This is a genomic window from Streptomyces sp. NPDC060209 (genome assembly GCF_042728155.1).
Lineage (GTDB): Bacteria > Actinomycetota > Actinomycetes > Streptomycetales > Streptomycetaceae > Streptomyces.
This window is the reverse complement of record NZ_JBHWZS010000084.1, coordinates 1-24,147: the sequence shown is the minus strand read 5'-3', so window position 1 is coordinate 24,147 and position 24,147 is coordinate 1. Positions and strand designations below refer to the sequence as shown.

Below are 24,147 nucleotides of genomic sequence, written 5' to 3'. Positions count from 1 at the left end.
AGCGCGGCGCGCGCGGCGTGTGAGGAGTACGGCCCACGTCGTCGTGCGCTTTGATCTGTGAAGGAAGGCGTCGCGCAGTGCGCCGGCCGGCCAACAGATCGTCATCGGAGCACTCGGCATGACTGAGGAAGAGTCCAGCATCCCCCATTGGCTGTTCGGCGATCAGCTCGGTCCCCATTTCGTCGATCCGGCGCGGGGCGGCCCGCGTAGGGACGCGCCGCTGCTGCTGATCGAGGCCCGCAGCGTCTTCCGACGGCGACGGTTTCACCGTGCGAAGGCCCACCTCGTCCTTTCGGCGATGCGCCATCGAGCCGCCGAGCTGGGTGACCGCGTGCGGTACATCAAGGCCGACACCTATCGCCAGGGTCTGCGCGAGGCGGTGGGGGACGGGCCCGTGACCGTGCACCATCCCACGTCCCACGCGGCCCACGCCTTCGTGCGCGCGCTGCCCTTTGTGCGTGTTCTGCCGGCACGTGGCTTTCTGGTGACGCACGAAGAGTTCCGGGACTGGGCGGACGAACGCGGCACGAAGCGCCTCCGGCAGGAGGACTTCTACCGATGGGTCCGACAGACGCATGACCTGCTGATGGAGGGCGACCGGCCCGTCGGAGGCCGATGGAACCTCGACCACGACAACCGGCAGCCACCGCCACGCGGGGCCACCGGCCTGGGCGTCCCGGCACCCTACCGGCCCCGGGAGAGCGACATCGACGCCGAGGTGCGGTCGGACCTCGACCGCTGGTCGCGTGACGGGGACGTCGAGTTCGTCGGCGAGGACGCACCACGCCGGTTCCCCGCCACGCGCCGGGAGGCACTCGCCGCGCTCCGGCGCTTCGTCGAACACCGGCTCGCCACCTTCGGCGCGTACGAGGACGCGATGCTCGCCGGGGACGCGACGATGAGCCACAGCCTGCTTTCCTCGTCGCTCAACCTCGGCCTGCTGGACCCCGCGGAATGCGTCGAACGGGCGGAGGCGCGGTGGCGATCCGGCGACGTGCCACTCAACAGCGCCGAGGGATTCGTGCGCCAGATCGCCGGATGGCGCGAGTTCGTCTGGCACGTCTACTGGTACTTCGGCACCGGATACCGCGAGAGCAACGCCCTGCGCCACCACGAGCCACTGCCCGACTGGTTCACGGAACTGTCCTCGGAAGGGACCGGGGCGAACTGCCTGACCCACGTCCTGGACCAGGTCAGAACGACAGGCTGGACCCACCACATCCCGCGCCTGATGATCCTGGGCAGCTTCGCCCTGCAGCGAGGGTGGGAGCCCCGGGCCGTCACCGACTGGTTCCACCGCAGCTTCGTCGACGGCTACGACTGGGTCATGGTCCCGAACGTCGTGGGCATGTCGCAGTACGCGGACGGGGGCCGCATGACCACCAAGCCCTACACGTCCGGAGGTGCCTACATCGACCGCATGAGCGACCTCTGCGGCCCCTGCCGGTACAAGCCGTCCGTACGCGTCGGTGAGGACGCCTGCCCCTTCACCGCCGGGTACTGGAACCTCCTGCACCGCCACCGCGACCGGTTCGAGCACAACGCGCGGATGACCCAGGCGGTGCGGGGGCTGGACCGGCTCACCGATCTCGAAGAACTGCTGGAGCAGGAGCGCGACCGCCTGGACTGAGATCCTTCGGGAGGACGAGAGGAGAAGCACGTGGATCAGCCCGCGGCAGAACCCGCCCCGGGAGAGCCCGAGCAGCAAGCGCTCTTCGGGTGGTCGGACACCGTACCGGCGCAGGAGGCGCAGGACGCGCCCCGGGCGTTCCGGGACAGTCCGCAGGCGCGCCGGATGCTCGACGTACGGGAGGTCTACGCGGAGCCGGCGGCCTTGGACTCCCCGCGCGGCCAGCAGATCATGGCCCGGCTGCCCGGAGTGCGCGTGACCGAGGTCGCCAGCCACTGGCGAATCCCCTCCCTCCACGGCAACGACGGCAACATCGCCCGCTGGGTCCGGATCAAGACCGGGACACTTGTCCTCGGGGTCAAGCACACGCTCGCGACGCGGCCGAACGGCAGGTCGGCCGACTGGATCGCCCCCGGCCCGTCCAACGGTTGCGCGATGGCCTGCGCCTACTGCTACGTCCCCCGCCGCAAGGGCTACGCCAACCCCATCACGCTGTTCACCAACATCGAAGCGATCGTGGCCCATGTCCGCCGCCACGTACGGGCCCAGGGCCCGAAGACGGCACCCAACCAGTGCGATCCTCAGTCGTGGGTCTACGACATCGGCGAGAACGGTGACTGCTCCGTCGACGCCCTCGTCTGCGACAACACCGCTGATCTCGTCGCCGCGTTCCGCGGTCTGCCGACGGCGAAGGCCTCCTTCGCGACCAAGTTCGTCAATCCCGACCTGCTCGCGCTCGATCCTCAAGGGCGCACCCGAGTGCGCTTCTCCCTCATGCCCGCCGACGACGCCCGGCTGCTGGACATCCGCACCAGCCCGGTCGCCGAGCGGATCGCCGCAGCGGCCGACTTCCTCGATGCCGGGTACGAGGTCCACTTCAACCTCTCACCCGTCGTTCTGCGCCCGGGGTGGCAGCGGGACTGGGCCGACCTGCTCGCCCACCTCGACGACGTCCTGCCCGCCCGCGTGAAGGAGCAGGCAGCAGCCGAGATCATCATGCTGACCCACAACCAGGCGCTCCACGAGGTCAACCTGGGCTGGCACCCCCGCGCCGAGGAAGTGCTGTGGCAGCCGGACGCCCAGGAGACCAAGCGCTCGGAGAACGGAGCCCTCAACGTTCGCTATGCCCGGGAGATCAAGCAGCAGTCCCTGACGCGGATCCAGCAGCTGCTCGCAACGCACGCGCCGTGGCTACGCGTCAGGTACGCCTTTTGAGCCATACCGGGTGCGGCCCGCATCCCAGCCTGCCCCGGGGGACCTTCAGCCACACAGCTCCGGGGGGCATGTACGCCGAGGGGTGCACCGACCCTAGGCTCGCCCCATGCTGAGACTCGGAATTCCCGTCATCGGGGTCACGGACATCCCCCGCGCGGTGGCCTTCTGGACCGCGGCCCTGGATTTGGTCGCCTCTCAGGAGCGGGAGAGCGAAACGTGGCGGGACCTCGATCACGCCGATGGGTCCGGCCGCGCCCTCGGCCTGCTGCGCAGCACGTCCCCGGCCGAGCCCCACCCCCGTATCCACCTCGACCTCTTCACGGAGACGAAGCAGGAACAACAGGCGGAGGTACGACGGCTGCTCGGTCTTGGTGCGCGAGCTGTCGACTGGGACCTCTATCCGCCGGAACCCGACTTCGTCGTCCTCGCCGATCCTGACGGCAACATCTTCTGCGTGGTGGACCTGAGCCACGCAGCCGGTGGAGGTGACCGGCCGATGCCATGACCGGCGCCCTCTCACCGGGCGGGCTGCAGGGTGCGGCCGAGGAGGGGGAGCAGGCGGTCCCAGTGGCGCTGAAGTGCGGAGGCGTCGAAGGCGTCGGTGTCGGACATGGTGAAGCCGTGGACTGTGCCGGGGTAGATCTCGGAGGTGAAGTCGACCCCCGCGGCGTCCAGTGCCTGGTTGAGCTCGCCGAGTGCCTCGGGCGTCAGGTCGGTCGCGGCGTGGCCGAGGTGGACCTGGGCGGTGACAGTGGAGAAGAGGCGGTGCACACTGTCGGGCCCGCCGGCGGCCACGGGGCCGTGGAATCCGGCGACGGCGGCCACCTGGCCGGGGTGGGCCGCGGCGGTGCGCATCGCCAGAAGGCCGCCTATGCAGTAGCCGGTCACCGCGACCGGTCCGGCGGCGGCCTCGGGCTGGGTGGTGAGGAACCTGAGGTAGGCGTCGGCGTCGCTCAGGACGCGTTCGGCGGTGTGTGCCTCGATCAAGGGCATCACCTGGGCCATGACCTCGGGCCGTACCTCCTCTCCGATGTGCCCGGGAAGTTCGATCACCGGTGCCGGGCCGTGCCGGTAGAAGAGGTTGGGGACGAGCACGTAGTACCCGTGCCCGGCCAGTTCGCGGGCCATCTCCCGCAGCACGGGCCGGATGCCGAAGCCGTCCGCGTACATCAGCACCCCTGGGTGCCGCTCCCCGTGGTCGGGGAAGGCGGCGAAGGCGTCGGCCCGGCGGTCCGTGGTGGGGATCTGCAGTGTCTTGGTGGGCAAGAGCTTCCTTCCTCGGAGTTCACTCGATAAACGTTTGTCGCACCTACGTTTTTGGCGCGAGCGAACGTACATCGTTAGTCGGACCAACGCAATGGATAGGATGCGCGCCATGATCAGAGCCGATGCCACGGACGTGTCCGACGGCGGGGCGCCCAAGACGCCCGACAGACTGCGCCGGCGGGCGAGCCGGCTGTTGTCGCAGCTGACCATGCGGTCGGACCGGCTGATCACCGAGGGGCTGGCCCGGGCCGACGCCCGCAGGTGGCACTACGCCGTGCTCGCCTCACTGCAGGAGTACGGGCCGGGCAGCCAGGCGGCGCTGAGCATGCGCTCCGGCATCCACCGCAGCGACATGGTCGGCGTGCTCAACGAACTGGTCGAGCGTGACCTCGTCGAGCGGGCCCCGGATCCCGGCGACCGGCGCCGCAACATCATCACGATCTCCACCCGAGGCCGCCGCCACCTGCGCCTCCTCGACGAGGTCCTGGACGACCTCCACGACGAGCTGCTCGCGCCGCTGAGTCCGGCCGAACGAGACCGGTTCGTGCGGGTGCTCACTCGCTTGCTGGACCACCACACCCGGAGCTCCTGAGTCGCGTGGTGCACCAGGCTTCAACGCTGCCCGGAATACGGGCAGTCGGACCATGAGCCACGGGTGCACCGGCCCGACCTGCGGCCGGCAGAGGCAGAACAACTCGGGGTCTCCCTCGTCAAGGCCGTGGAGAAGGCCCCGGACTCCGTCCGGCTCGTTGGGGCGGACGCTGCCTCGGCTGGTTGGAGACACTGGTCGCCGCCCCGCACGAGCGGCCTCGAGAGGGTGCCGGATTCCGGCAGGCTCCTACCGCCCGGGCGTCCTGTCCACGCGAATCAGCGTCTGCTGCCCGTTCGCGACGAGTTTCCGGCCGCTGTCCTGGACTCCGAAGACCTCCAACTGGCACACGGTCAGGGTGCGTCCGGACTTCAGGACGGTTCCGACCGCCTCGATGTGGTCGCCGACGGCGGGCGCGAGGAGATTGATCTTGTACTCGACCGTGAGCACTTCGGTGTTCTCCGGGAACAGGGTGAAGGCCGCGTAGCCTCCGGCGCTGTCCGCGACGGCGCTGGTGGCGCCGGCGTGGAAGTAGCCGTGCTGCTGGGTGACTTCCGGCCGGCCCGGGAGCACGATGTGCACGCGTCCGGGTGCGATGTGTGTGATCCGGGCACCGAGATGCCCCATGAGCCCCTGGCTGTCGAAGCTCGCCCGGACGCGTGCCTGTACCTCGGGGCTCGCCTGTTCCTGCCGGTTCCGGTCTTCCATGTACTCTCCTTCGGCGGGTGTCGCGGCGCGCGGACGGTCGAGGCGGGGGCGTTCGTCAGCCGGCCAGACGCTCCACCAGCAGGAACCCGCCGATGGCGATCATCATGGCACCGGACACCCGGGTGGCCGCCCGGGCCGCGGACGGCCGGGTCCGCAGCACGGTGCGGGCCAGGAGGCCGACTCCGAGGTACACCCCGGCGCAGGCGGTCATGTGGAGCGCGCCGAGCAACCCCGTCTGGGCGGCGACCGGCCAGCTTGCCGCGGAGTCGATGAACTGGGGGAACAGTGAGAAGTACAGCAGCAGCGCCTTGGGGTTCAGCCCGCTGATCCCGGCGCCCTTGAGCATGATCTGCCGACGCGAGGCCGCCACGGTCTCAGTGGACGCGCCCAGGGCCGTCGGCCGCGACACGACATTCCAGCCCAGCCACATCAGGTAGGCGGCCCCGGCGACGGTCAGCGCGGTGAGCAGGGCCGGCGACCTCGCCACGATCACCACCAGGCCGGCGACGGCGAGCAGGGTGTAGGCCGCGTATCCGGTTATCAGCCCGGCGACGGCGGGGACGACCGACCGGTCCCGTAGCCCTGCCGAGATCGCGTACGCCCAGTCCGCTCCCGGTGTGAAGACCAGCAGAAGATCCACTGCCAGGAAAGCCGCCAACGTCGTCGTGTCCATCGATCGATCCCTCTCATGATTCGTGCCCCAAGAGGGAAGATTAGGCGCAAAATGCCCGAAAATGTTTCCGTCTTTACCCCGTGCTCGGGCCTATTGGGGGAGAATCTTCTGATGGATGCCCTGGATCGGAAAATTCTTACCGAGCTGCAGCGCGACGGCCGGCTGACGGTGACCGAGCTGGCCGCCCGCGTGAAGCTGAGCGTTTCGCCGTGCCACCGGCGCCTGCGTGATCTCGAACAGGAGGGCGCGATCCGCGGCTACCGCGCCGTCGTGGACCCCGGGGCCGTCGGCCTGAACTTCGAAGCCCTGGTCTTCGCCACTCTGCGATGGGAGGACAGCGGTACCGTCGCCGCGTTCGAGGAGGCCGTGGCCGCCGTCCCGCATGTGCTCCAGGCCCAGCGCCTGTTCGGTGAACCCGACTACCTCCTGCGGGTCGCCACGGCCGACCTGGCAGCCTTCCAGCAGCTCTACGATCAGCGGCTCGCCCGGCTGCCGGGTGTCCAGCGCCTGACTTCCACCCTCGTCATGAAGCACGTCGTCGACGACCGTCCCCTGCCCGAGTAGGCGCCTGTGCGCGGAACCCGCCCCGGGCGGAGGGCACGGACGGACCTCCGCCCGGGGAAAATCCCTACCGCGGCGGCGGTGTGTGGCGGAGACTCTTCTCATGGCTGACATGGGGTCGTTCCGGGAGGCGGTCACCGCGTGGGCGGCCGGTGGCCCGGGTGATCCCGCGCGGGACCTGGCCGAGCGGCTGTCCGTCCGGGTGGTGGTCCTGCTCGAAGGGCCGAGCGATGTCGCCGCGGTCGGCGCGCTGGCCGCGAGCCGGGGCCGGGACCTCGCGGCCGAAGGGGTCTGCGTCCTGTCGATGGGCGGTGCGATGAGTGTCGGGCGCTTCGCCGGCCTCCTGGGGCCGCCCGGCCTGGGCCTCCGTCTCACGGGACTGTGCGACGAGGCGGAACGCGGCTACTACGCCCGCGGCCTGGAGCGGGCCGGCGCGGCGCGGCAGGGGTTCTTCGTCTGCGCGGCGGATCTGGAGGACGAGCTCATCCGCGCACTGGGTGTGACGCGGGTGGAGGAGCTCGTCGAGGTGGAGGGCGACCTGCGGGCCCTGCAGACCTTCCTGCGCCAGCCGGCGCAGCGGGGCCGCACCTCGCAGCAGCAGCTGCGGCGCTTCCTCGGCACGAAGAAGGGGCGCAAGATCCACTACGGCCGTGTCCTCGTCGAAGCCCTCGATCCCGGCCGCGTACCGGCCCCGCTCGACGGCCTGCTCGCCGGTCTCTGAACCCCTGGGCGGTCCGGGGCGTCGTCGGAGGGCGCCGGCAGCCCCGGTCGCTCCTGGGGGCCTGGCGTGACGGTTCGTTTGCGGCCCCGTATCGCCTCGTTCGCGCCCGGGTTCTCGTGTCCGGGGCTCCGCGCCTCACCACTTCTGTGGCCGTCCGACCTCCGGTGTTCGCATCCCGTGCAGGTGCTGTGTCCGCATCGAAGTCGCCTGCTCGTAACCCTTGACGCTGACCTTTGGTGAAAACTACGTTTTGGTCTGCGGAAATCAACTTCCACTTTATGGAAACCTCTGAAAACTCTCTCGGTCGCCGGGGCCCGTGGTGCGCAGCCTTCTCCGAAGTAGGCAGTCGACAGGCCTCGTTGCGGCCCCTAGCGAATACCCGAGGGTCGATCGATGACTGCTGTGGAGGACCTGCCGCCCGAGGCGGCCACCGGGGACACCCGGGCCGTCGGGGGCAACGGAGCCACCAGCTCCGTCCTGTACACCTACGACCTGGCCCCGACGAAGAAGCAGGGGCGCCGCTGGGGCGCCTACAACGTCTTCACCCTCTGGGCCAATGACGTCCACAGCCTCGGCAACTACGCCTTCGCCATCGGCCTCTTCGCGCTCGGCCTGAACGTGTGGGGCATCCTGGCGGCCTTCGCGCTCGCGTCGGTCCTGCTCTTCCTGCTGTTGACACTGTCCGGCTTCATGGGGCACAAGACCGGAGTCCCCTTCCCGGTCATGAGCCGCATCGCCTTCGGCATCAAGGGCGCGAAGATACCGGCCGCCGTCCGAGGTGTCGTGGCCATCGCCTGGTTCGGCATCCAGACCTACCTCGCCTCCGCCGTCCTGAGCACGCTCCTCATCGCGATGTTCCCCGGACTTCGCGGTCTGGACTCGGACTCCCTGCTCGGGCAGTCGACGCTCGGCTGGATCTCCTTCCTCTCCCTGTGGGCCCTCCAGCTCCTCATCGTGAGTTACGGGATGCAGATGATCCGGCGATACATGGCCTTCGCGGCACCCACGACCCTGATCACCATGCTCGCCCTCGCGGTCTGGATGTTCGTACGTGCGGACGGCTCGATCTCGCTGTCCGTCGACGCACCGCTCGCCGGTGGAGCCATGTGGCTGCAGATCCTTCAGGCCGCAGCGCTGTGGGTGGTGATCTACGGGACCTTCGTGCTGAACTTCTGCGACTTCACCCGGTCCGCCAAGAGCCGCGGCTCCATCGTCCGCGGCAACGTGATCGGGATCCCGCTGAACATGCTCTTCTTCGCCGTCATCGTGGTGGTCCTCAGCGGGGCGCAGTTCAAGCTCGACGGGCATGTCATCACCAGCCCCACGGACATCGTCCGGACCATTCCGAACATGTTCTTCCTTGCGGCGGCCTCGCTCGCCCTCATCGCCCTGACGGTCGCGGTGAACCTGCTGGCCAACTTCGTCGCGCCGATCTACGCGCTCATCGACCTCTTCCCGCGCCGGCTGGACTTCCGCCGGGCGGGCGTGGTGAGCGCGGTCGTCGGGCTGGCGATCCTGCCGTGGAATCTCTACAACAGCCCGATCGTCGTGAACTACTTCCTCGGCGGGCTCGGAGCCCTCCTCGGACCGCTCTTCGGCGTGATCATGGCGGACTACTGGCTGCTGAGGAAATCCCAGGTCAACGTGCCCGACCTCTACAGCGAGGATCCGCAGGGCGAGTACCACTACAGCCGCGGCTTCAACCCCCGCGCCGTCGCGGCCTTCGTCCCCGCCGCGGCCGTCGCGGTCGTCGTCGCCCTCGTGCCCTTCTTCCACGCCGCGGCCGGATTCTCCTGGTTCGTCGGCGCCTTCCTCGCCGCGGTCGTGTACGCCCTCGTCGCGGACCGGGGCGCGCAGATCCGGGACGTGGACGGCGAGTCCATCGCCGTCGCCGCCGAATGAACCACCGAACCGAAGGCCGTACCATGCGCATCCTCGTCGTCAACGTCAACACCACGCAGTCGATCACCGACTCGATCGGCGAGCAGGCGGCCGGTGCGGCGTCGCCCGGTACTGAGATCGTCCCGCTGACACCCTCCTTCGGGGCGGAGTCCGTCGAGGGCAACTACGAGAGCTACCTCGCCGCCGTCGCCGTCATGGAGGCGGTCCGCGCCTATCCGGAACCGTTCGACGCGGTGATCCAGGCCGGCTACGGCGAGCACGGCAGGGAAGGGCTGCAGGAGCTGCTCGACGTCCCGGTCGTCGACATCACCGAGGCGGCCGCGAGCACCGCCCAGTTCCTCGGCCGTAGTTACTCCGTCGTCACGAGCCTCGACCGTACGGTCCCCCTGATCGAAGAGCGTCTCCACGCGGCCGGTCTGAGCGCGCGCTGCGCCTCCGTCCGGGCCAGCGGGCTCGCCGTGCTGGATCTGGAACGGGACGAGAAGGCGGCCGTCGACGCCATCGTCGAGCAGGCCGCGCAGGCCGTGGAGATCGACCGGGCGGAGGTGATCTGCCTCGGGTGCGGAGGCATGTCCGGCCTCACCGAACGCGTCGTCGAACGCACCGGGGTCCCCGTCGTCGACGGTGTGAGCGCCGCGGTGACGATCGCCGAGTCCCTCGTACGTCTCGGGCTGACCACGTCGAAGGTGCGCACGTACGCGCCGCCGCGTCCCAAGCGGATCGTCAACTGGCCCCCGCAGGCGCGCTGAAGCAGGTCGCTCAGGAGGCGTGCGGCGGGCCGTTCGGCTCGGACAGAAGGTGTGGGGGCCGGTCGTCGGTCCCGTAGGAAGAGTGAGCTCGGAAGAGGAGGGGCACCCGTGCCCGACGTACAACTGGTCTTGCGCTCGACGCGCGTCATCACTCCCGAGGGGACGCGTCCCGCGTCGATCGCCGTCTCCGGCGGAACCATCGCGGCGGTGCTGCCGTACGACGCGGAGGTGCCTGACGGTGCCCGTACGGAGGATGTCGGTGACCTCGTCGTGCTGCCCGGACTCGTCGACACCCACGTCCATGTGAACGACCCCGGCCGCACCGAGTGGGAGGGGTTCTGGACCGCCACCCGCGCGGCCGCCGCCGGGGGCATCACAACCCTCCTCGACATGCCGCTGAACTCACTGCCGCCGACCACCACGGTCGAGCACCTGCGGGTCAAGCAGGACGTCGCCCGTTCCAAGGCGCACATCGACGTCGGATTCTGGGGCGGCGCGCTGCCCGACAACGTCAAGGACCTGCGGCCGTTGTACGGGGCCGGCGTCTACGGCTTCAAGTGCTTCCTGTCGCCCTCCGGTGTGGACGAGTTCCCCGAGCTCGATCAGGAACAGCTCGCGAACTCCCTCGCGGAGATCGCCGGCTTCGACGGACTGATGATCGTGCACGCGGAGGACCCGCACCACCTGGCCGCCGCTCCGCAGCGGAGCGGCGGGAAGTACGCCGACTTCCTCGCCTCCCGGCCCCGCGACGCCGAGAACACGGCGATCGGGAACCTGATCGCCCAGGCCCGCCGGCTGAACGCCCGCGTCCACGTGCTGCATCTGTCCTCCTCGGACGCGCTGCCCCTGATCGCCGCCGCCAAGGCCGAGGGCGTCAGGATCACGGTCGAGTCCTGCCCGCACTTCCTCACCCTGACCTCCGAGGAAGTCCCCGACGGTGCCACCGAGTTCAAGTGCTGCCCGCCGATCCGCGAGGCCGCCAACCAGGACGCCCTCTGGGAGGGGCTCGCCGACGGGACGATCGACTGCGTCGTCTCCGACCACTCGCCGTCCACCGTCGACCTCAAGACCCCCGACTTCGCCTCCGCCTGGGGTGGCATCTCCTCCCTCCAGCTCGGCCTGCCCGCCATCTGGACCGAGGCGCGCCGCCGTGGTCACGGCCTGGAGGACGTCGTCCAATGGATGTCCGCCGCACCCGCGCTCCTCGCCGGCCTGGGGAGGAAGGGTGCGATCGAGGCCGGGCGGGACGCCGACTTCGTCGTCCTCGACCCCGAGGCGACCTTCACCGTCGATCCCGCCGAGCTGGAGCACCGTAACCGGATCACCGCCTACGCGGGCAGGACCCTGCACGGTGTCGTCACCTCGACCTGGCTGCGCGGAGAGCGGATCCTCGACCGCGGCACCCTCACCGAGCCCACCGGCCGCCTTCTCGCGCGGAACGACTGAGCCCGCAGTCGAGGGCTGAACGCGCCCTCGACGAGGCGCTGTCGGGGACGCCTATCCGATGGTCACCACCCGTGCCCACGCGGGTGGCCCGTCGGGGACGTACTCGGGGTTCGACTCGTCGTAGGACGAACGTCCGTGGTGCCGGCCGAACAGACCCACCACCGTCCGGCACGGCGGGCGCCGGGACGGCCACGGGGTCTGGCCGTCGGTCAGCATCACCAGGACGTCCGGGCGCGGACGGGACTCCAGGGCTCGTGCGAAGCCCGCACGCAGATCCGTCCCCCCGCCGCCGAGCAGCTCGACCCCCTCCGCGCCGCCGCACAGGGGGCGGACCCGGTCGGCCGCCGCGTCGCACGGGAGTACGCCTACGAGGTCGCGACGGCCGCCCACGGCCCGCGAGATCGCCGCCACCTCCAGCAGCGCGCTGCCCAGCTCCGTGTCACTGACCGAGCCGGAGGTGTCGATCACCACGACGACCCGGGTCGGCCTGCGCCGCAGGCTCGGCAGGACCGCGCCGGGAACCGCCGCCGAACGGCGTGCCGGCCTGCCGTAGACGTAGTCCTCGCCCGAGCCCGGCGCGGATGCCGCCGCCCGTACGGCCGCTCCCAGCAACTGCCGCCAGGGCTGCGGCGGATGGAACGCCTCCTCGGCCCACCGACGCCACCCGGCGGGCGCCCTCCCCGGACGGCCGACGATGCCCTGCGCCACCCGGAACCGCACCGCGTCCCGCTCCTGCGTGCTGAGTCCGTGCGCACCTCCGGGTCCCAGATCCCACGGCCGCGCGAGACCGTCCGCCCCGCTGCCGCACTCCAGCCACGCCAGGTGAGCGGTGTGCGGCCCGAGCCGGAACTGGCGGAGGTAGTCCTCCATCAGTTCGCCGTCCCGCAGCCCGAGGGACCCGGGGCGGACGGCTCCCTCGGGCCCCACCAGACCCTCACCGAAGATGTCGTCGTTGATCTCGCAATCGGCCGCGATGTTCATCCGCAGCCGTTCCGCCGGACCGGTCAGTCCGTGCCGGTGCGCGTAACGGTCGCTGCGCCCGTGGTGGTCGCGAAGCAGGTGCGACACCTCGTGCACCCATACTCCGGCCAACTCCTCGACGGGCGTGCGGTCCACGAAGGCGGGCGACACATAGCACCGCCAGTACGGGTCGACCGCCATCGTCGGCACGTGCCGGGACTCGACCGGGTGCAGTGCGAACAGCGCGGTTGCCAGGTAGGGCCGCACGCGGGCCGCCTGGAGGCGGGCGGCGAAGAGTTTCCCGGTGTCCAACGTGTTCTCCCGGACGTCGCGCGGGCGTGACGTCCGGGGTGCGGCAGGCCGGCCGGGGGCGGGCGCCTTCATCGGTCCACCCGTGTCACGGAGAGGGCCCGGACCTCAGCCCGGTCGGCCCGCTGCGAAACGGACACCGCTCCGGCCAGCCCCTCGATCGACACCGGCACCTCCCAGCCGTCGCGGCGCAGGGTGGCGAGCGTCGTCGCGGGAACCACCAGCAGGTCCGGAGCGCCGGTCTCCGCCGCCCTCGCCAACAGGGCCCAGGCGGCGTCCCACCGGTCCCTCGCCGGGCGCGAGCGGACCGCGGCGACCACGGCGTCCAGCGTCGCCTGCCGCAGGTCGCCGCGCTCCGGCAGCTCCGCACTCCCGGGATCGGCCAGCAGGTCCTCCGGGTCCGGCAGGTCCATCCTGTCCAGGTAGGCCAGGAACTCAAGCCCGGGACCGTCCCCCACCGTCCCTCTGACCAGCATGGACAGGACGTCGCGCGACGCGTCGGCGGCGGTCGCGAACGCGGTCAGGCACAGCGCCATGTCCCAGCTGCGCGGTGACGGCCACGCCCCGCCCCGCTGCGTCTCGCCCGAGGGCAGCCGGTGCACCAGGGTGGGCCGTGCGCCCAGCAGTCCGCACACCGCGCGGCGGGCGAACGCCACGGCCTCGGGCAGCCTTTCGGCGTGGAGCGCCGGCAGCTCGGCCCGGGGCCAGACACCGCCCAGGCCCCGCACCACGACGTCGGTGTCGTGGAGCCACTGAAGATGGACGAACCGGTTGGCGAGCGGCGGACTCAGCTCCCAGCCGTCGGCGGCGGAGGACCGGGGATTGGCGGCGGCCACGATCCGGACACCCGGCGGCAGGCGCAGGGTGCCGACCCGGCGTTCCAGTACGAGCCGTAGGAGTGCCGCCTGCACGGCGGGTGGGGCGGTGGACAGTTCGTCGAGGAACAGCAGTCCCCGGCCTGCCCGCACCAGCTTCACAGCCCAGTCCGGCGGCGCCATCGGGATGCCGTTGTCCGCCGGGTCGTCCCCGATGACGGGGAGACCGGAGAAGTCCGACGGTTCGTGCACGCTGGCGATCACCGTGGTCAGCGGCAGGTCCAGGGTGGCTGCGAGCTGGGTGAGCGCAGCCGTCTTGCCGATGCCCGGCTCGCCCCACAGCAGCACCGGCAGGTCGGCCGCCACGGCCAGGGTCAGTGCCTCCAGCTGCGGGTCAGGACGCGGTGCGGTGGTCGTGTCGCGCAGCAGGGCCAGCAACGCGCCGGACACGTCGAGCCGGGAGGCCTCGGGAGCGGAAGCCGGGGCGTCGGACGGGGCCGGTGTGTGCGGGGTCCGGGAGAGCGGGCTCTCGGCGAGCGGGGCGTACGTGGACATGAGGCATCACCTGTGGGGTCGTCGAAGACGGTCGTCGCCCGGTGGTCCGGGCGCGCGAGGGTGCGGGCGGGCGGGCCGCAGGGTGCTCCGCCGCCGGTCGAGGTCAGCGGGAGGACGCGTGCCGGGAGGGGGAGCGGTGGGTGGCGGGACGGGAAGGCGTCCGGGCCGGCGGCTCCCGCCCGGGGCCGGGTTGCGCCAGGCCGGCCCTGAAAAGGCCGTGCTTCACCCGCTGTCGGGCGGCATCGTGCAGGGCATCGCGCAGGTCGCCGTCCCGCAGTAGTGCCCCGGTGCCGAGCATGCTCTCGATCCGGGCCAGTGCGCCGGCCGCATCCCCGTGGGCCAGCCGGTCACGGACATCGGTGAGGCAGTCCGGCCGGCGATGCGCCACGTCGATGACCTGGAGGCAGGGGATGGGTGTACCGGTGAGCGCGGCGAGCAACTCCTCCCGACGGATCTCGGCGGGATCGTGGTCCAGCGGGACCAGCACCCCGTCGACCAGGCCGATCCGGTGCCGGGCGCCCCGGCAGTCCACGTTGCGCGGCACGGCTCGGTGGTCCGTGTCCGGGCGGGGGGCGGCGGCGGAGGGCCGTGGCGTCCCGGGCTCCAGGGCCGCCGCGACCAGAGGGTGCAGCCGGCCGGACGCGATCCAGCCGCTGCGCAGCAGTTCCAGGTCGGGCAGGACCCATGTGGCGACGTCGGGGAGGACAGGGAGCCCGGCACAGGCGCCCGCCCGTACGACTTCGGCGGACAGCACCTCGGGCTGCCCCTCTCCTCCCCGCGAGGCGGCGGGAGAGGTGCGCACAGCCAGGAGGAGACGCCGCCGGGCACCGAGCCGGACCGCGACGTGGCCGCCTCCGGTACGACCCTCCGCCCTCAGCAGCAGCGCCGCCTCGGCGGCCCACCGGTCGAGTGCGAACCGTCCCGCGTCCGTGAGGGACGAGGCCCACAGCGGTGCGGGAATGCCGGTCGGCGAGGTCGGAGTCCGTGGCCCATCGGCCCCGGAACGCCCGCGCAGTTCGTCGCTGCGACTCGCGTCCCAGACATGGCGGTGCAGATCCAGACGGAAACGCCGGTCGGGCGCCCGGTAGCCGCGCGGCCCGGACCCACGCCCGGACGGTGCGGGGCCGTCCCACACCGTGAGGCTGATGCGCTGTCCGGCGTCCGCCCAAGCGGGCGCGGTGCGCGCCACGAGGCGTACGGGGCGTGCGCGTCCGGGCTCGTCGTAGCGAGCGAGCGTGATGGTCGTACCGGGACGCAGGAAACCGTCGGGCGCGGTCCTGGGCATGTGCCACCGCAGCAGGTCGGGTGCCAGCCGACGCAGGTCCGCCCGGAGGCGGGCGGCCAGGCCGCTGCCGTGGACACGTGTGACGGTACGCAGGTCGAGGTCGACGTCGAATCCGGCGGCGGCGCACGCCCCCGCCCAGTCGCCGGCGGTGCGCCGGGCCGTCGCGGTCTCGATCATGAAGGGCGGCACGGCGATCTCGCGCACGCGCAGCCAGAAGGAAAGGCGGGAATCCTCGAACGCGGTCTCGGTGAGCATCAGCACTCACCTTGCGCGGACGGGACCTCCGATCTGGAGACACATCGAGTAGTCATCGGCGGGAGCGTAGCCCGGACCCGCGCGGAGGGCCACACCTTTTTCCGGGCGGACGGGACGAGCGAGGCAGGCGCCCATGGCTCACCACCACCGGTCCGCGACCGGATGTTCCGTGTCACTCGAAGAACTTGAGGCTCCAGCCGGTGCTGGTACTGGAGCCCGGGACATCGGCGCGGCTGTAGATGATGTCGCCCCACCAGCTGAACGTACCCGTGTACCAGTACCGGTTCGCCCACGAGTACGGCGTCCCCTTCGCGACCGCGTGGAACATGCCCTCTGACCGGACGGGGCGAGAGTGCCGCGGCCGAGGGCTCCCACCCTCGACGGACGCCTTCCCGGGTCACTCCCGTGCGTGAGGCTCCCCGGACTGCTCCAGGATCCCGCGGGCGCGATCCAGGACGGGCTTGTCGACCATGTGGCCGTCGACGGTCGTGACCGCCTTCCCGGCTCCCAAGATCGTCCGCGCCCAGCGCAGTTCGCTCTCCGTCGGGGCGAAGCCGGCGGCGACCGGGGCGATCTGCGCCGGGTGGACGCAGAGCTTGCCCGAGAAGCCCAGCCGGCGGGCGTGAGCCGTGTCCGCGGCCAATGCCTCCGGGTCCCGGACCGCGGTCGTGACGCCGTCCACCGGTGGGCTGATGCCCGCCGCCGCCGAGGCCAGGACGACTCGGGAGCGGGCGTGGGTCAGGGCGAGTGTGTCGTCGTGGGCGATGCCGAGCTGTGCGGCGAGGTCCACGTTCCCGAACGCGGCGCGTACGACGCCGGGTGCGGCACACACCTCGTACGCGCGCTCGGCGCCGAGGGCCGTCTCGATGAGGGCGATCAGGGTGCGACCGGTGGCGATCTCGGCCAGGACGGCCGGGTCCTCGGCCTTCGGCACCATCACCGGGCAGCCGATACCGGCCGCCATGCGGAGGTCCGCCTCGAACCAGGGGGTGCCGGGCGCGTTGACGCGTACGACCGAACGGAGGCCGAGACCGGGCCACTCGGCGGCGGCCCGGCGGGCCCGTTCCTTGTCCTCGGGGGCGACCGCGTCCTCCAGGTCGACGATGACGAGGTCGGCGCCGGAGCCCGCGGCCTTGTCGAAACGGTCGGGGCGGTGACCCGGTACGAAGAGCAGGGTGCGGGCGGCCGCGATCTCTGCCGGCGTGCTCATGCGAAGGTCACCTCGGCGGTGGCGTGGCGTGCGTCGCGGTGGGTGACTGTGCGCAGTTGGACGCCGGTGCCGGAGGGGCTGCCCGCGGCGAGGAGGAGCTCTCCCGCGAACGCCGGCCGCCGCAGCCTGAAGGCGAGCGAGCTCACCTGACGGCCGGGGGCCTCGCGCCGGACCACGTCCAGCATGAGCAGGGCGAGCAGCGGGCCGTGGACGACGAGGCCCGGGTAGCCCTCCGTGTCGCGGCAGTACGGGGCGTCGTAGTGGATGCGGTGGGCGTTGGCCGTGAGGGCGCTCAGCCGGAACAACAGCGTCGGATCCGGCTGGAGGCGGAGCTGCCAGGGTTCCTCGGCGTCGGGAGCCGTGCGGTCGTCGACGACGGCCGGGTGCTGCGAACCGCTGCCGCGGCCCGACCGGTAGACGATGTCCTGTTCCTCCACCAGACAGGTGCGGCCCGACTGGCGGAACTCCTGCCGCTCGGTCACGAACAGCAGTTCTCCGCTGCGGCCGTGCTTCGGTGTCACCGAGCCCAGGCTGCTGACGCGTTCGGCCGGTTCACCCAGGCGCAGGGGTTCGACGATCCGGCAGCGTCCGCCGGCGAACATCCGCTGCCGGTCGGGAAGCGGCGGCAGGAAGCGCGCGTCGCGCAGATGCCCGTCCGGGCCGAGCTCGTGCTGTGCGGGCCAGTGCAGGAAGTGGAACCACTGCCACAGCGGCGGCAGGGCGTCACCGGCCTTCGCGGCGGGGCCGGGCAGGTCGAGGAGGGCGGACACGGCGGCGGTCGGGCCCGGGTCCATCGGGTCGTGCGTGTTGACGGGTTCGGGGTGCCAGTTCTCGACGTAGGAGCTGAGGGGGGCGGCGGGCTGCATGGGGGATCGGACCTCGTGTCTCAGGCGAGTGGCGCGGTCCTCGACGGTCGCGGGGCGGCGGCGGGTGCCTCCGCGACGTCGAGATGGGAGGTGCTGGACGGTTCCCGTACGAGCAGGGTGGCCAGGAAGGTCAGGCCGACGCATCCGGTGACGTACCAGAAGAAGAGGTTCTCCTGGCCGCCGTCCTTCAGGGCGAGCGCGATGGGCTCGGTCAGACCGCCGAAGGTTGCGGTGACCAGGGCGTGCGGCAGGCCCACACCGAGGGCACGGACCTTGGTGGGGAACATCTCCGCCTTGATGATGGCGGCCAGGGCGGAGTAGCCGGTGACGAAGGTCAGCGCCACGGTCATGAGGAGGAAGGCGATCCAGGGACTGCTGGTGCGGCCGAGGAGCGTCATGAGCGGCACGGTCAGCAGCATGCAGCCGCCGGAGAACGCGAACATGACCGGGCGGCGGCCGATACGGTCCGACAGTGCGCCGACGGCCGGCTGCATCAGCATGTAGACGAACAGCGCGGCGAAGCCGATCAGGGTGACCGTCGCCTTGGGGATGCCGGCGGTGTTCACCAGGTACTTCTGCAGATACGTGGTGTACGTGTAGAAGGCGACGGTGCCGCCGATGGCGAGACCGAAGACCGCCAGGAGCTGACGCGGGTACTCGGAGAACAGGGCTATGAGGCCCTTGCGTTCACGGGGCCCGGAGGCGGAGTCCTGGTCTGCGACGCGCGCCTGTTCCTTCTCGAAGTGCTCGGACTCCTCCATGCTGCGGCGCAGGTACATCACGACCAGACCGGCCACGGCGCCGATCACGAAGGGGATGCGCCATCCCCAGCCGTGCAGCTGGTCCTCCGTGAGCAGGCTCTGCAGGACGATCGCCACGAGGAGCGCGGCCAGCTGGCCCATCACGATCGAGACGTACTGGAAGCTGGAGTAGAAGCCGCGCCGTCCCGCCGGGGCGACCTCGGACAGGTAGGAGGCGCTGGAGCCGAACTCGCCCCCCACTGAAAGGCCCTGGGCCAGCCGGGCCAGGACCAGCAGGGCCGGGGCCCAGAGGCCGATGACGTCGTGGCCCGGGGCGAGCGCGATGGTCAGGGATCCGGCGCTCATGAGCGTGACCGACAGGGTCAGCGCGCGGCGCCGGCCGAACCGGTCCGCGTACGCGCCCAGCAGCCAGCCGCCGAGCGGACGCATGAAGAAGCCGACCGCGAAGACGACGGCGGTGGACAGCAGTTGGGCCGTCTGGTCGCCCTCGGGGAAGAACACCGAAGCGAAGTAGATGCTGAACGTGGCGTAGGCGAACCAGTCGTACCACTCGACGAGGTTGCCCAGGCAGCCGCGTACGACGTTCGCGGTGACGCGGGAACGGTCGGGCGTGGGGGGTGCGGGGGTGCGGCTCTGCGGCATGGGAAGCTCCATTGCTTTCGTCGCCCAGGGGATGCTGCGGCTCGGGCGGCCCTTCAGCGCAGGAAGAAGGGGTTGTCGGTGAGGAACTTGTCGTGCGCCGAGGGCTCCGCGAGGAGGGTGGTGCGGATGCCCGGATCCGGCTCGCCCGTGGCGGCTCCATGTGCTCGGCGGCTCATGTGCCACACATCATGAGCACTGATGGACTCAGAAGAACAATAGAAATCCGTGATGCGTGCATGACTCGCCCGCATGACGGGTGCCGGGCCGCCTGTCCAGTGGTTCAGCCGGATCCGGTTCCTCGGTCCAGGAAGGCGCGGACCACGGCGCCGGCCGCGTCCCGGCACTCCTCGAAGTAGGCGTGCCGGGCTCCGGGGAAGAGATGGGTCCTGGCGTCCGGGATGCGAGACGCGAGCAGCGGGACGTTCTCGGGCGGGGTGAGCCGGTCCTGGTCGCCGTGGAGGATCAGCGTGGGCGCGCCGACCGAGGGGAGCGCGTCCCACGCGTCGTGCCCGTTGCTGGCGATCAGGTGGCCGCGCCGGGCGTGCGGCAGCATGCGGGGGTCGCCGAGGGTCCGGTACGGGCCGGGGTGCCCGGCGGTCCAGCCGGGGCTGTACATCAGCTCGGTCAGGGTCTGCCGCACGGCGTCCGGGTCGGGCCGGGCCAGGGCCCGGCGCACCGAGGCGTCGCGTTCGACGGCCCGGTGGCCGCCGGGAGAGGTGCATCCGAGGACGAGGCGCCGGACGCGTTCCGGGTGGCGGGCCGCGACCCACTGGGCGACGCGGCCGCCCATCGAGGTGCCGTACACGTCGGCCCGTTCGATGCCGAGGGAGTCGAGGACGCTCACCACGTCCTCGGCGAAGCGCCGGGTGGAGTAACCCTCCCGCGGTGCGTCGCTCGCGCCCGTACCGCGGTAGTCCAGCGTGATCGTGCTTCGGGTGCCGTGGAAGTCCTCGCGTACGCCGTCCCACCAGTGGTGGTTGTTCGCCTGACCCGCGAGGAGGACGAGCGGGTGGCCGGTGCCGCGGCGCTGGTATGCCACCGACACCCCGTCGTCGGTGCGTGTGAAGGCGTCGGGCCGTTCGTCGGTGTCGGTCACAGGAATCCTCTCGGAGACGGCGGGATCGGGCCGCCCGGTGTACGTGGTGGACCTGGTGTCAGGCGTCCGCGTCCGGCTCGTCCGACGCGTGGAGCTGCGCCGAGGGCCACCGCCCCTGCGACACGGCCGCGTCGACGCGGCGGACCAGTTCCCGGGCTACGACTTCCACGGCGGGTGGCACCCGTCCGTAGCGCGGGGTGCCCAGCACGATCGACCGCCATACGTCGGGTTCGCACAGCGGCGCGGCGCTGAGCGTGCCGTTCGCGACGTCCTCGGCGATGCCGACGCCGGGCAGGACGGTCCACCCGTGCCCGGCCAGCACGAGCTGCTTCTGCACGCGCATCGCGTTGGTCTGTACGGCGATGTCCATCGTGCTCCCGGACCGGGCCGCCGCCGCGTCGATCAGGGTGCGCAGAGCGTGACCGGCGGCGGGCATCACCAGGGGATGCGCGGCCACGTCCGTGAAGGCGACCGGGCGGTCGGCGCGCAGCCCGGCCGCTGCGGGGGCCACCGCCCACAGACGCTCCCGCACCAGGGGGCGGGCGTTGAGGGAGGGGGAGCTGTCCAGGTTGTACAGCAGGGTCAGGTCCAGGTCGCCGTCGTCGAGCCACTGCTGGAGATGGCCGGAGTAACCCGTCATCAGCCGCAGTTCCACCCCCGGATGTGCCCTGCCGACGGCCGACACCAGCGGCTCGGCGAGCAGCTCGCTCGTGCTCTCAAGCAGGCCGACCGTGACGATGCCCGTCACCTCGCCGGGGCTGGGCTGCACCTCGGCGCGTGCCCGCTCCAGCTCGTTCAGGGCCCGGCGCGCCCTGTCGACCATGACCTCGCCGGCCTCGGTGGGCCGCATGCCCTGTCTCGTGCGGGTGAAGAGGGCCACGCCGAGCTCCTCCTCCAGGGTGCGGATCTGCCGTGTGACGGCGGGCTGCACCAGATGCAGCAGCTCGGCGGCGCGGGTCACGCTGCCGACCTCGGCGACCGTGATGAGTGCCTTGAGCTGCTTGACGTCCACGGTGCGTCCCTCTTCCGGCATCCGTGGCCCGCATGGCAGCATCACGGATTGTTATTTCCCTTGGCTTCACATGAATGCACATGATGGTACTCCCGCTCGGGTCACCGACATCTCCGGAGGACGACGCATGGCCGAGAACGCAGCGCCCGCCGATGAACTGCCGCTGTCCGGCATCACGGTCGTGAGCATCGAACAAGCGGTGGCCGCCCCTTTCGCCACCCGCCAGCTCGCCGATCTCGGAGCGCGGGTGATCAAGGTGGAGCGCCCGGGCGGCGGCGACTTCGCCCGCCGGTACGACACCACGGTGCACGGCCAGTCCAGCTACTTCGTCTGGCTGAACCGCTCAAAGGAATCGGTGACCCTGGACCTGAAATCGGAACAGGGACGGCAGGTCCTGGAAGAACTGCTGGCACAGGCCGACGTGTTCGTGCAGAACCTGGCGCCCGGCGCCGCCGCGCGCATGGGCCTGGGCGCCGATGAGCTGGCCGAGCGGTTCCCGTCGCTGATCCCGTGTTCGGTCACCGGCTACGGATCGAGCGGGCCGTGGGCGGACCGCAAGGCCTACGACCTGCTGGTGCAGTGCCAGACCGGGCTGGTCTCCCTCACCGGCAGCGCCCGGGAGGCCGCCCGGGTCGGGGTGTCGATCGCCGACATCGCCGCGGGCATGTACGCCTACAGCGGCATCCTCACCGCGCTGTTCGCACGGGCGACCCGCGGCTCCGTACGCGCCGTGGAGGTCTCGCTGTTCGAGGCGCTCGCCGAGTGGATGAGCCAGCCCGCGTACTACACGGCGTACAGCGGTGCGCAGCCGCCCAGGGTCGGCACCCGGCACGCCACCATCGCCCCGTACGGCACCTACACCGCGGCCGACGGCAAGGACGTACTGCTCTCCGTGCAGAACGAACGCGAATGGGCCGCCCTCTGCGAGCGGTTCCTAGGGGCCCCCGGTCTCACCGACGACCCGCGCTTCGCCACCGGTTCCGCCCGGGTGAGCCACCGCGAGGAGGTCGACGCACTCCTGGCCGGGAGGATCGCCGCGTCGGACAGCGGCGAGGTGATGGAGCTGCTCGACGCGATCGGCATCGCCAACGCCCCCGTCAACGACGTGAAGCAGTTCCTGGAGCATCCCGTGCTGGCCGGCCGGGATCGCTGGCGGGAAGTGTCCGTACCCGGTGGAGAGACGGTGGCGGCTCTGCTGCCGCCCGTCGACCTGGCAGGCACCGCCCCGCGCATGGACGCCGTTCCCGCCGTCGGTGAGCACACCGAACGGATCCTGGCCCAGCTGGGATACACGCCCGACCGTATCGACGCCCTGCGCGCCCACGGCGCCATCTGACCACACGCGAGCAGGACCTGCGGCAAGGAGGCCGCCCCCACATGAGCACCCTCGACATCCTGTCCGAGGACGAACAGTTCATCGTCAGCACGGTGCACGATTTCGTCGACAAGGACATCAAGCCCGTCGCGCAGGAACTCGACCACACCAACACCTATCCCGAGGCCCTCATCGAGCAGATGAAGGAGCTCGGCATCTTCGGCCTCGCGGTCCCGGAGGAGTACGGCGGCACGCCGGTGTCGACCCCCTGCTACGTCCTCATCACCGAGGAGCTGGCCCGCGGCTGGATGAGCCTGGCCGGCGCCATGGGGGGACACACCGTCGTCGCCAAGCTGCTGCTCCGCTTCGGCACCGAGGAGCAGAAGCGGCGGTACCTGCCGAGGATGGCCACCGGGGAGGTCAGGGCCACCATGGCCCTGACCGAGCCGGGCGGCGGCTCCGACCTCCAGGCCATGCGTACTGTCGCCCGCAAGGACGACGAGGGGTACGTGATCGACGGCGCGAAGACCTGGATCACCAACTCCCGCCGCTCGCAGCTGATCGCCCTGCTGTGCAAGACGGACCCGCAGGCGTCCCCGGCGCACAAGGGGATCTCCATCCTGCTCGTCGAGCACGGGCCCGGACTGACGGTCTCCCGCGACCTTCCCAAGCTGGGCTACAAGGGCGTGGAGAGCTGTGAGCTGTCCTTCGACGGCTACCGGGCGCCCGCGGACGCGGTACTCGGCGGGGTCGAGGGCGACGGGTTCGGCCAGATGATGAAGGGCCTGGAGACCGGCCGTCTCCAGGTCGCCGCCAGGGCGCTGGGCGTCGGCAGGGCAGCGCTGGAGGACTCCCTCGCCTACGCCCAGGAGCGGGAATCGTTCGGGCAGCCGATCTGGAAGCACCAGTCCATCGGCAACTACCTCGCGGACATGGCGACTTCGCTCACGGCGGCCCGCCAGCTCACGCTGTACGCGGCCCGCGAGGCGGACGCCGGACGTCGCGTGGACATGGAGGCGGGCATGGCCAAGCTGTTCGCCTCCGAGACGGCCATGCAGATCGCCCTCAACGCCGTTCGTATCCACGGCGGTTACGGCTACTCGACGGAATTCGACGTGGAGCGCTACTTCCGCGATGCCCCGCTGATGATCGTCGGGGAGGGCACCAATGAGATCCAGCGCAACGTCATCGCGAGCCAGCTGGTCAAGCGAGGCGGACTCGACGCATGAACATCGCGGTGGGGTCCCGCCTTCGGTCGCAAGCGGGGTGACGTCCCCTCACGGATGAGGGAGAGGTGTCCGGTCTGCCCCGGCCTGAACGCCTCTCCACCTAACTCCGTTGTCCCTCAAGGGTGTTGCTGTCGTGTGTCGCACGGCTGAGCTGGATCCGAACGTGTCATGAACCTTGTCAGCTCGGCCGCGGGCGCTCTATTGTCGCGGACAGAAAGCGCTTTCCCCTCCTGGGCCCCGTCCGGTGGAGGCGCGCCGCGGGGCGGCCCGCGGGGCGGCCGCGCCGTATACGCCCCCCCCCCCGCGGCGGGCGTCAAAAAGGAGGTAGGCCCCCCCGCGGCCGAACGGGGGGAAAAAACCCACCCCCCGAAAGGGCG

23 protein-coding genes and 1 pseudogene are annotated in these 24,147 nt (G+C 71.1%); 11 read left to right on the top strand and 13 right to left on the bottom strand.

The window, feature by feature from the left end; genetic code table 11:
• The first annotated feature begins 118 nt into the window (after positions 1 to 118).
• The 3 genes from ACFWFI_RS18220 (at position 119) to ACFWFI_RS18210 (ending at position 3,350) form a co-directional block, all read left to right on the top strand.
• A complete protein-coding gene (locus tag ACFWFI_RS18220; protein ID WP_387390950.1) occupies positions 119 to 1,630 on the top strand; it encodes a cryptochrome/photolyase family protein in 1,512 nt (503 codons plus the stop codon).
• Positions 1,631 to 1,660: 30 nt separating this feature from the next.
• Positions 1,661 to 2,845, top strand: a complete 1,185-nt coding sequence (locus ACFWFI_RS18215) for a spore photoproduct lyase family protein (protein ID WP_387390947.1) — start codon at positions 1,661 to 1,663, stop codon at positions 2,843 to 2,845.
• Positions 2,846 to 2,951: 106 nt separating this feature from the next.
• Positions 2,952 to 3,350, top strand: coding sequence for a VOC family protein (locus tag ACFWFI_RS18210; RefSeq protein ID WP_387390944.1), 399 nt, complete (start codon positions 2,952 to 2,954; stop codon positions 3,348 to 3,350).
• 11 nt (positions 3,351 to 3,361) lie between these two features.
• Here ACFWFI_RS18210 and ACFWFI_RS18205 read toward each other — a convergent pair whose 3' ends face one another.
• Entirely contained in the window at positions 3,362 to 4,111 is a 750-nt protein-coding gene (locus ACFWFI_RS18205; RefSeq protein ID WP_387390942.1) for a dienelactone hydrolase family protein, read from the bottom strand.
• Between the two features lie 109 nt (positions 4,112 to 4,220).
• Here ACFWFI_RS18205 and ACFWFI_RS18200 point away from each other — a divergent pair, with 109 nt between their 5' ends.
• On the top strand, positions 4,221 to 4,703 hold the full coding sequence (locus ACFWFI_RS18200) for a MarR family winged helix-turn-helix transcriptional regulator (RefSeq protein WP_387390940.1): 483 nt from the start codon (positions 4,221 to 4,223) through the stop codon (positions 4,701 to 4,703).
• Positions 4,704 to 4,949: 246 nt separating this feature from the next.
• On the opposite strand, the gene ACFWFI_RS18195 is transcribed toward ACFWFI_RS18200, so the two are convergent.
• Both ACFWFI_RS18195 and ACFWFI_RS18190 read right to left on the bottom strand, forming a co-directional pair.
• On the bottom strand, positions 4,950 to 5,408 hold the full coding sequence (locus tag ACFWFI_RS18195; RefSeq protein ID WP_387390937.1) for a PaaI family thioesterase: 459 nt from the start codon (positions 5,406 to 5,408) through the stop codon (positions 4,950 to 4,952).
• Positions 5,409 to 5,463: 55 nt separating this feature from the next.
• Entirely contained in the window at positions 5,464 to 6,081 is a 618-nt protein-coding gene (locus ACFWFI_RS18190; protein WP_387390934.1) for a LysE family translocator, read from the bottom strand.
• Positions 6,082 to 6,192: 111 nt separating this feature from the next.
• Between ACFWFI_RS18190 and ACFWFI_RS18185 the strand changes: the two genes are divergently transcribed.
• From ACFWFI_RS18185 to allB, 5 genes are all read left to right on the top strand, one after another.
• Positions 6,193 to 6,645 carry an Lrp/AsnC family transcriptional regulator gene (locus ACFWFI_RS18185; RefSeq protein WP_387390931.1) on the top strand — a complete coding sequence of 151 codons (453 nt, stop codon included), beginning with the start codon at positions 6,193 to 6,195 and terminating at the stop codon, positions 6,643 to 6,645.
• A 100-nt stretch (positions 6,646 to 6,745) separates the two neighbouring features.
• A complete protein-coding gene (locus ACFWFI_RS18180; protein ID WP_387390928.1) occupies positions 6,746 to 7,363 on the top strand; it encodes a TOPRIM nucleotidyl transferase/hydrolase domain-containing protein in 618 nt (205 codons plus the stop codon).
• A gap of 393 nt (positions 7,364 to 7,756) precedes the next feature.
• Positions 7,757 to 9,265 carry an NCS1 family nucleobase:cation symporter-1 gene (locus tag ACFWFI_RS18175; RefSeq protein WP_387390926.1) on the top strand — a complete coding sequence of 503 codons (1,509 nt, stop codon included), beginning with the start codon at positions 7,757 to 7,759 and terminating at the stop codon, positions 9,263 to 9,265.
• A gap of 23 nt (positions 9,266 to 9,288) precedes the next feature.
• Complete coding sequence (locus ACFWFI_RS18170) at positions 9,289 to 10,014, top strand: aspartate/glutamate racemase family protein (RefSeq protein ID WP_387390924.1); 726 nt, start codon at positions 9,289 to 9,291, stop codon at positions 10,012 to 10,014.
• Positions 10,015 to 10,122: 108 nt separating this feature from the next.
• Positions 10,123 to 11,460: an allantoinase AllB gene (gene allB, locus ACFWFI_RS18165; protein ID WP_387390922.1), complete on the top strand. Its 1,338-nt coding sequence runs from the start codon at positions 10,123 to 10,125 to the stop codon at positions 11,458 to 11,460.
• A 51-nt stretch (positions 11,461 to 11,511) separates the two neighbouring features.
• Here the strand turns inward: allB and ACFWFI_RS18160 are convergent, their stop codons facing one another.
• The 10 genes and pseudogenes from ACFWFI_RS18160 to ACFWFI_RS18115 form a co-directional block, all read right to left on the bottom strand.
• A complete protein-coding gene (locus tag ACFWFI_RS18160; RefSeq protein WP_387390920.1) occupies positions 11,512 to 12,804 on the bottom strand; it encodes a vWA domain-containing protein in 1,293 nt (430 codons plus the stop codon).
• Positions 12,801 to 14,099 carry an AAA family ATPase gene (locus tag ACFWFI_RS18155; protein WP_387390918.1) on the bottom strand — a complete coding sequence of 433 codons (1,299 nt, stop codon included), beginning with the start codon at positions 14,097 to 14,099 and terminating at the stop codon, positions 12,801 to 12,803. Before ACFWFI_RS18155 ends, ACFWFI_RS18160 begins: the two co-directional genes overlap by 4 nt.
• 103 nt (positions 14,100 to 14,202) lie before the next feature.
• A complete protein-coding gene (locus ACFWFI_RS18150) occupies positions 14,203 to 15,639 on the bottom strand; it encodes a hypothetical protein (protein ID WP_387390916.1) in 1,437 nt (478 codons plus the stop codon).
• A 172-nt stretch (positions 15,640 to 15,811) separates the two neighbouring features.
• Positions 15,812 to 15,967 (bottom strand): annotated as a pseudogene (locus ACFWFI_RS18145) (hydrolase); the annotation flags it as partial.
• A 69-nt stretch (positions 15,968 to 16,036) separates the two neighbouring features.
• Positions 16,037 to 16,849: an HpcH/HpaI aldolase/citrate lyase family protein gene (locus tag ACFWFI_RS18140; protein WP_387390914.1), complete on the bottom strand. Its 813-nt coding sequence runs from the start codon at positions 16,847 to 16,849 to the stop codon at positions 16,037 to 16,039.
• Positions 16,846 to 17,715: an HTD2 family dehydratase gene (locus ACFWFI_RS18135; protein ID WP_387390911.1), complete on the bottom strand. Its 870-nt coding sequence runs from the start codon at positions 17,713 to 17,715 to the stop codon at positions 16,846 to 16,848. The genes ACFWFI_RS18140 and ACFWFI_RS18135 overlap by 4 nt, the downstream gene beginning before the upstream one ends.
• Before the next feature lie 20 nt (positions 17,716 to 17,735).
• Positions 17,736 to 19,118 (bottom strand): MFS transporter, encoded by a 1,383-nt coding sequence (locus tag ACFWFI_RS18130; protein ID WP_387390908.1) that lies wholly within the window; start codon positions 19,116 to 19,118, stop codon positions 17,736 to 17,738.
• 53 nt (positions 19,119 to 19,171) lie between these two features.
• The gene (locus tag ACFWFI_RS18125) at positions 19,172 to 19,294 is read right to left on the bottom strand and encodes a hypothetical protein (protein ID WP_387390906.1); all 123 of its coding nucleotides are present in this window, start codon (positions 19,292 to 19,294) and stop codon (positions 19,172 to 19,174) included.
• A 104-nt stretch (positions 19,295 to 19,398) separates the two neighbouring features.
• Entirely contained in the window at positions 19,399 to 20,214 is an 816-nt protein-coding gene (locus ACFWFI_RS18120) for an alpha/beta fold hydrolase (protein ID WP_387390904.1), read from the bottom strand.
• A gap of 58 nt (positions 20,215 to 20,272) precedes the next feature.
• Positions 20,273 to 21,226 carry a LysR family transcriptional regulator gene (locus tag ACFWFI_RS18115; RefSeq protein ID WP_387390902.1) on the bottom strand — a complete coding sequence of 318 codons (954 nt, stop codon included), beginning with the start codon at positions 21,224 to 21,226 and terminating at the stop codon, positions 20,273 to 20,275.
• Positions 21,227 to 21,353: 127 nt separating this feature from the next.
• Here ACFWFI_RS18115 and ACFWFI_RS18110 point away from each other — a divergent pair, with 127 nt between their 5' ends.
• Entirely contained in the window at positions 21,354 to 22,562 is a 1,209-nt protein-coding gene (locus ACFWFI_RS18110) for a CaiB/BaiF CoA transferase family protein (RefSeq protein WP_387390900.1), read from the top strand.
• Positions 22,563 to 22,603: 41 nt separating this feature from the next.
• The gene (locus tag ACFWFI_RS18105) at positions 22,604 to 23,770 is read left to right on the top strand and encodes an acyl-CoA dehydrogenase family protein (protein WP_387390898.1); all 1,167 of its coding nucleotides are present in this window, start codon (positions 22,604 to 22,606) and stop codon (positions 23,768 to 23,770) included.
• Positions 23,771 to 24,147: the final 377 nt, after the last annotated feature.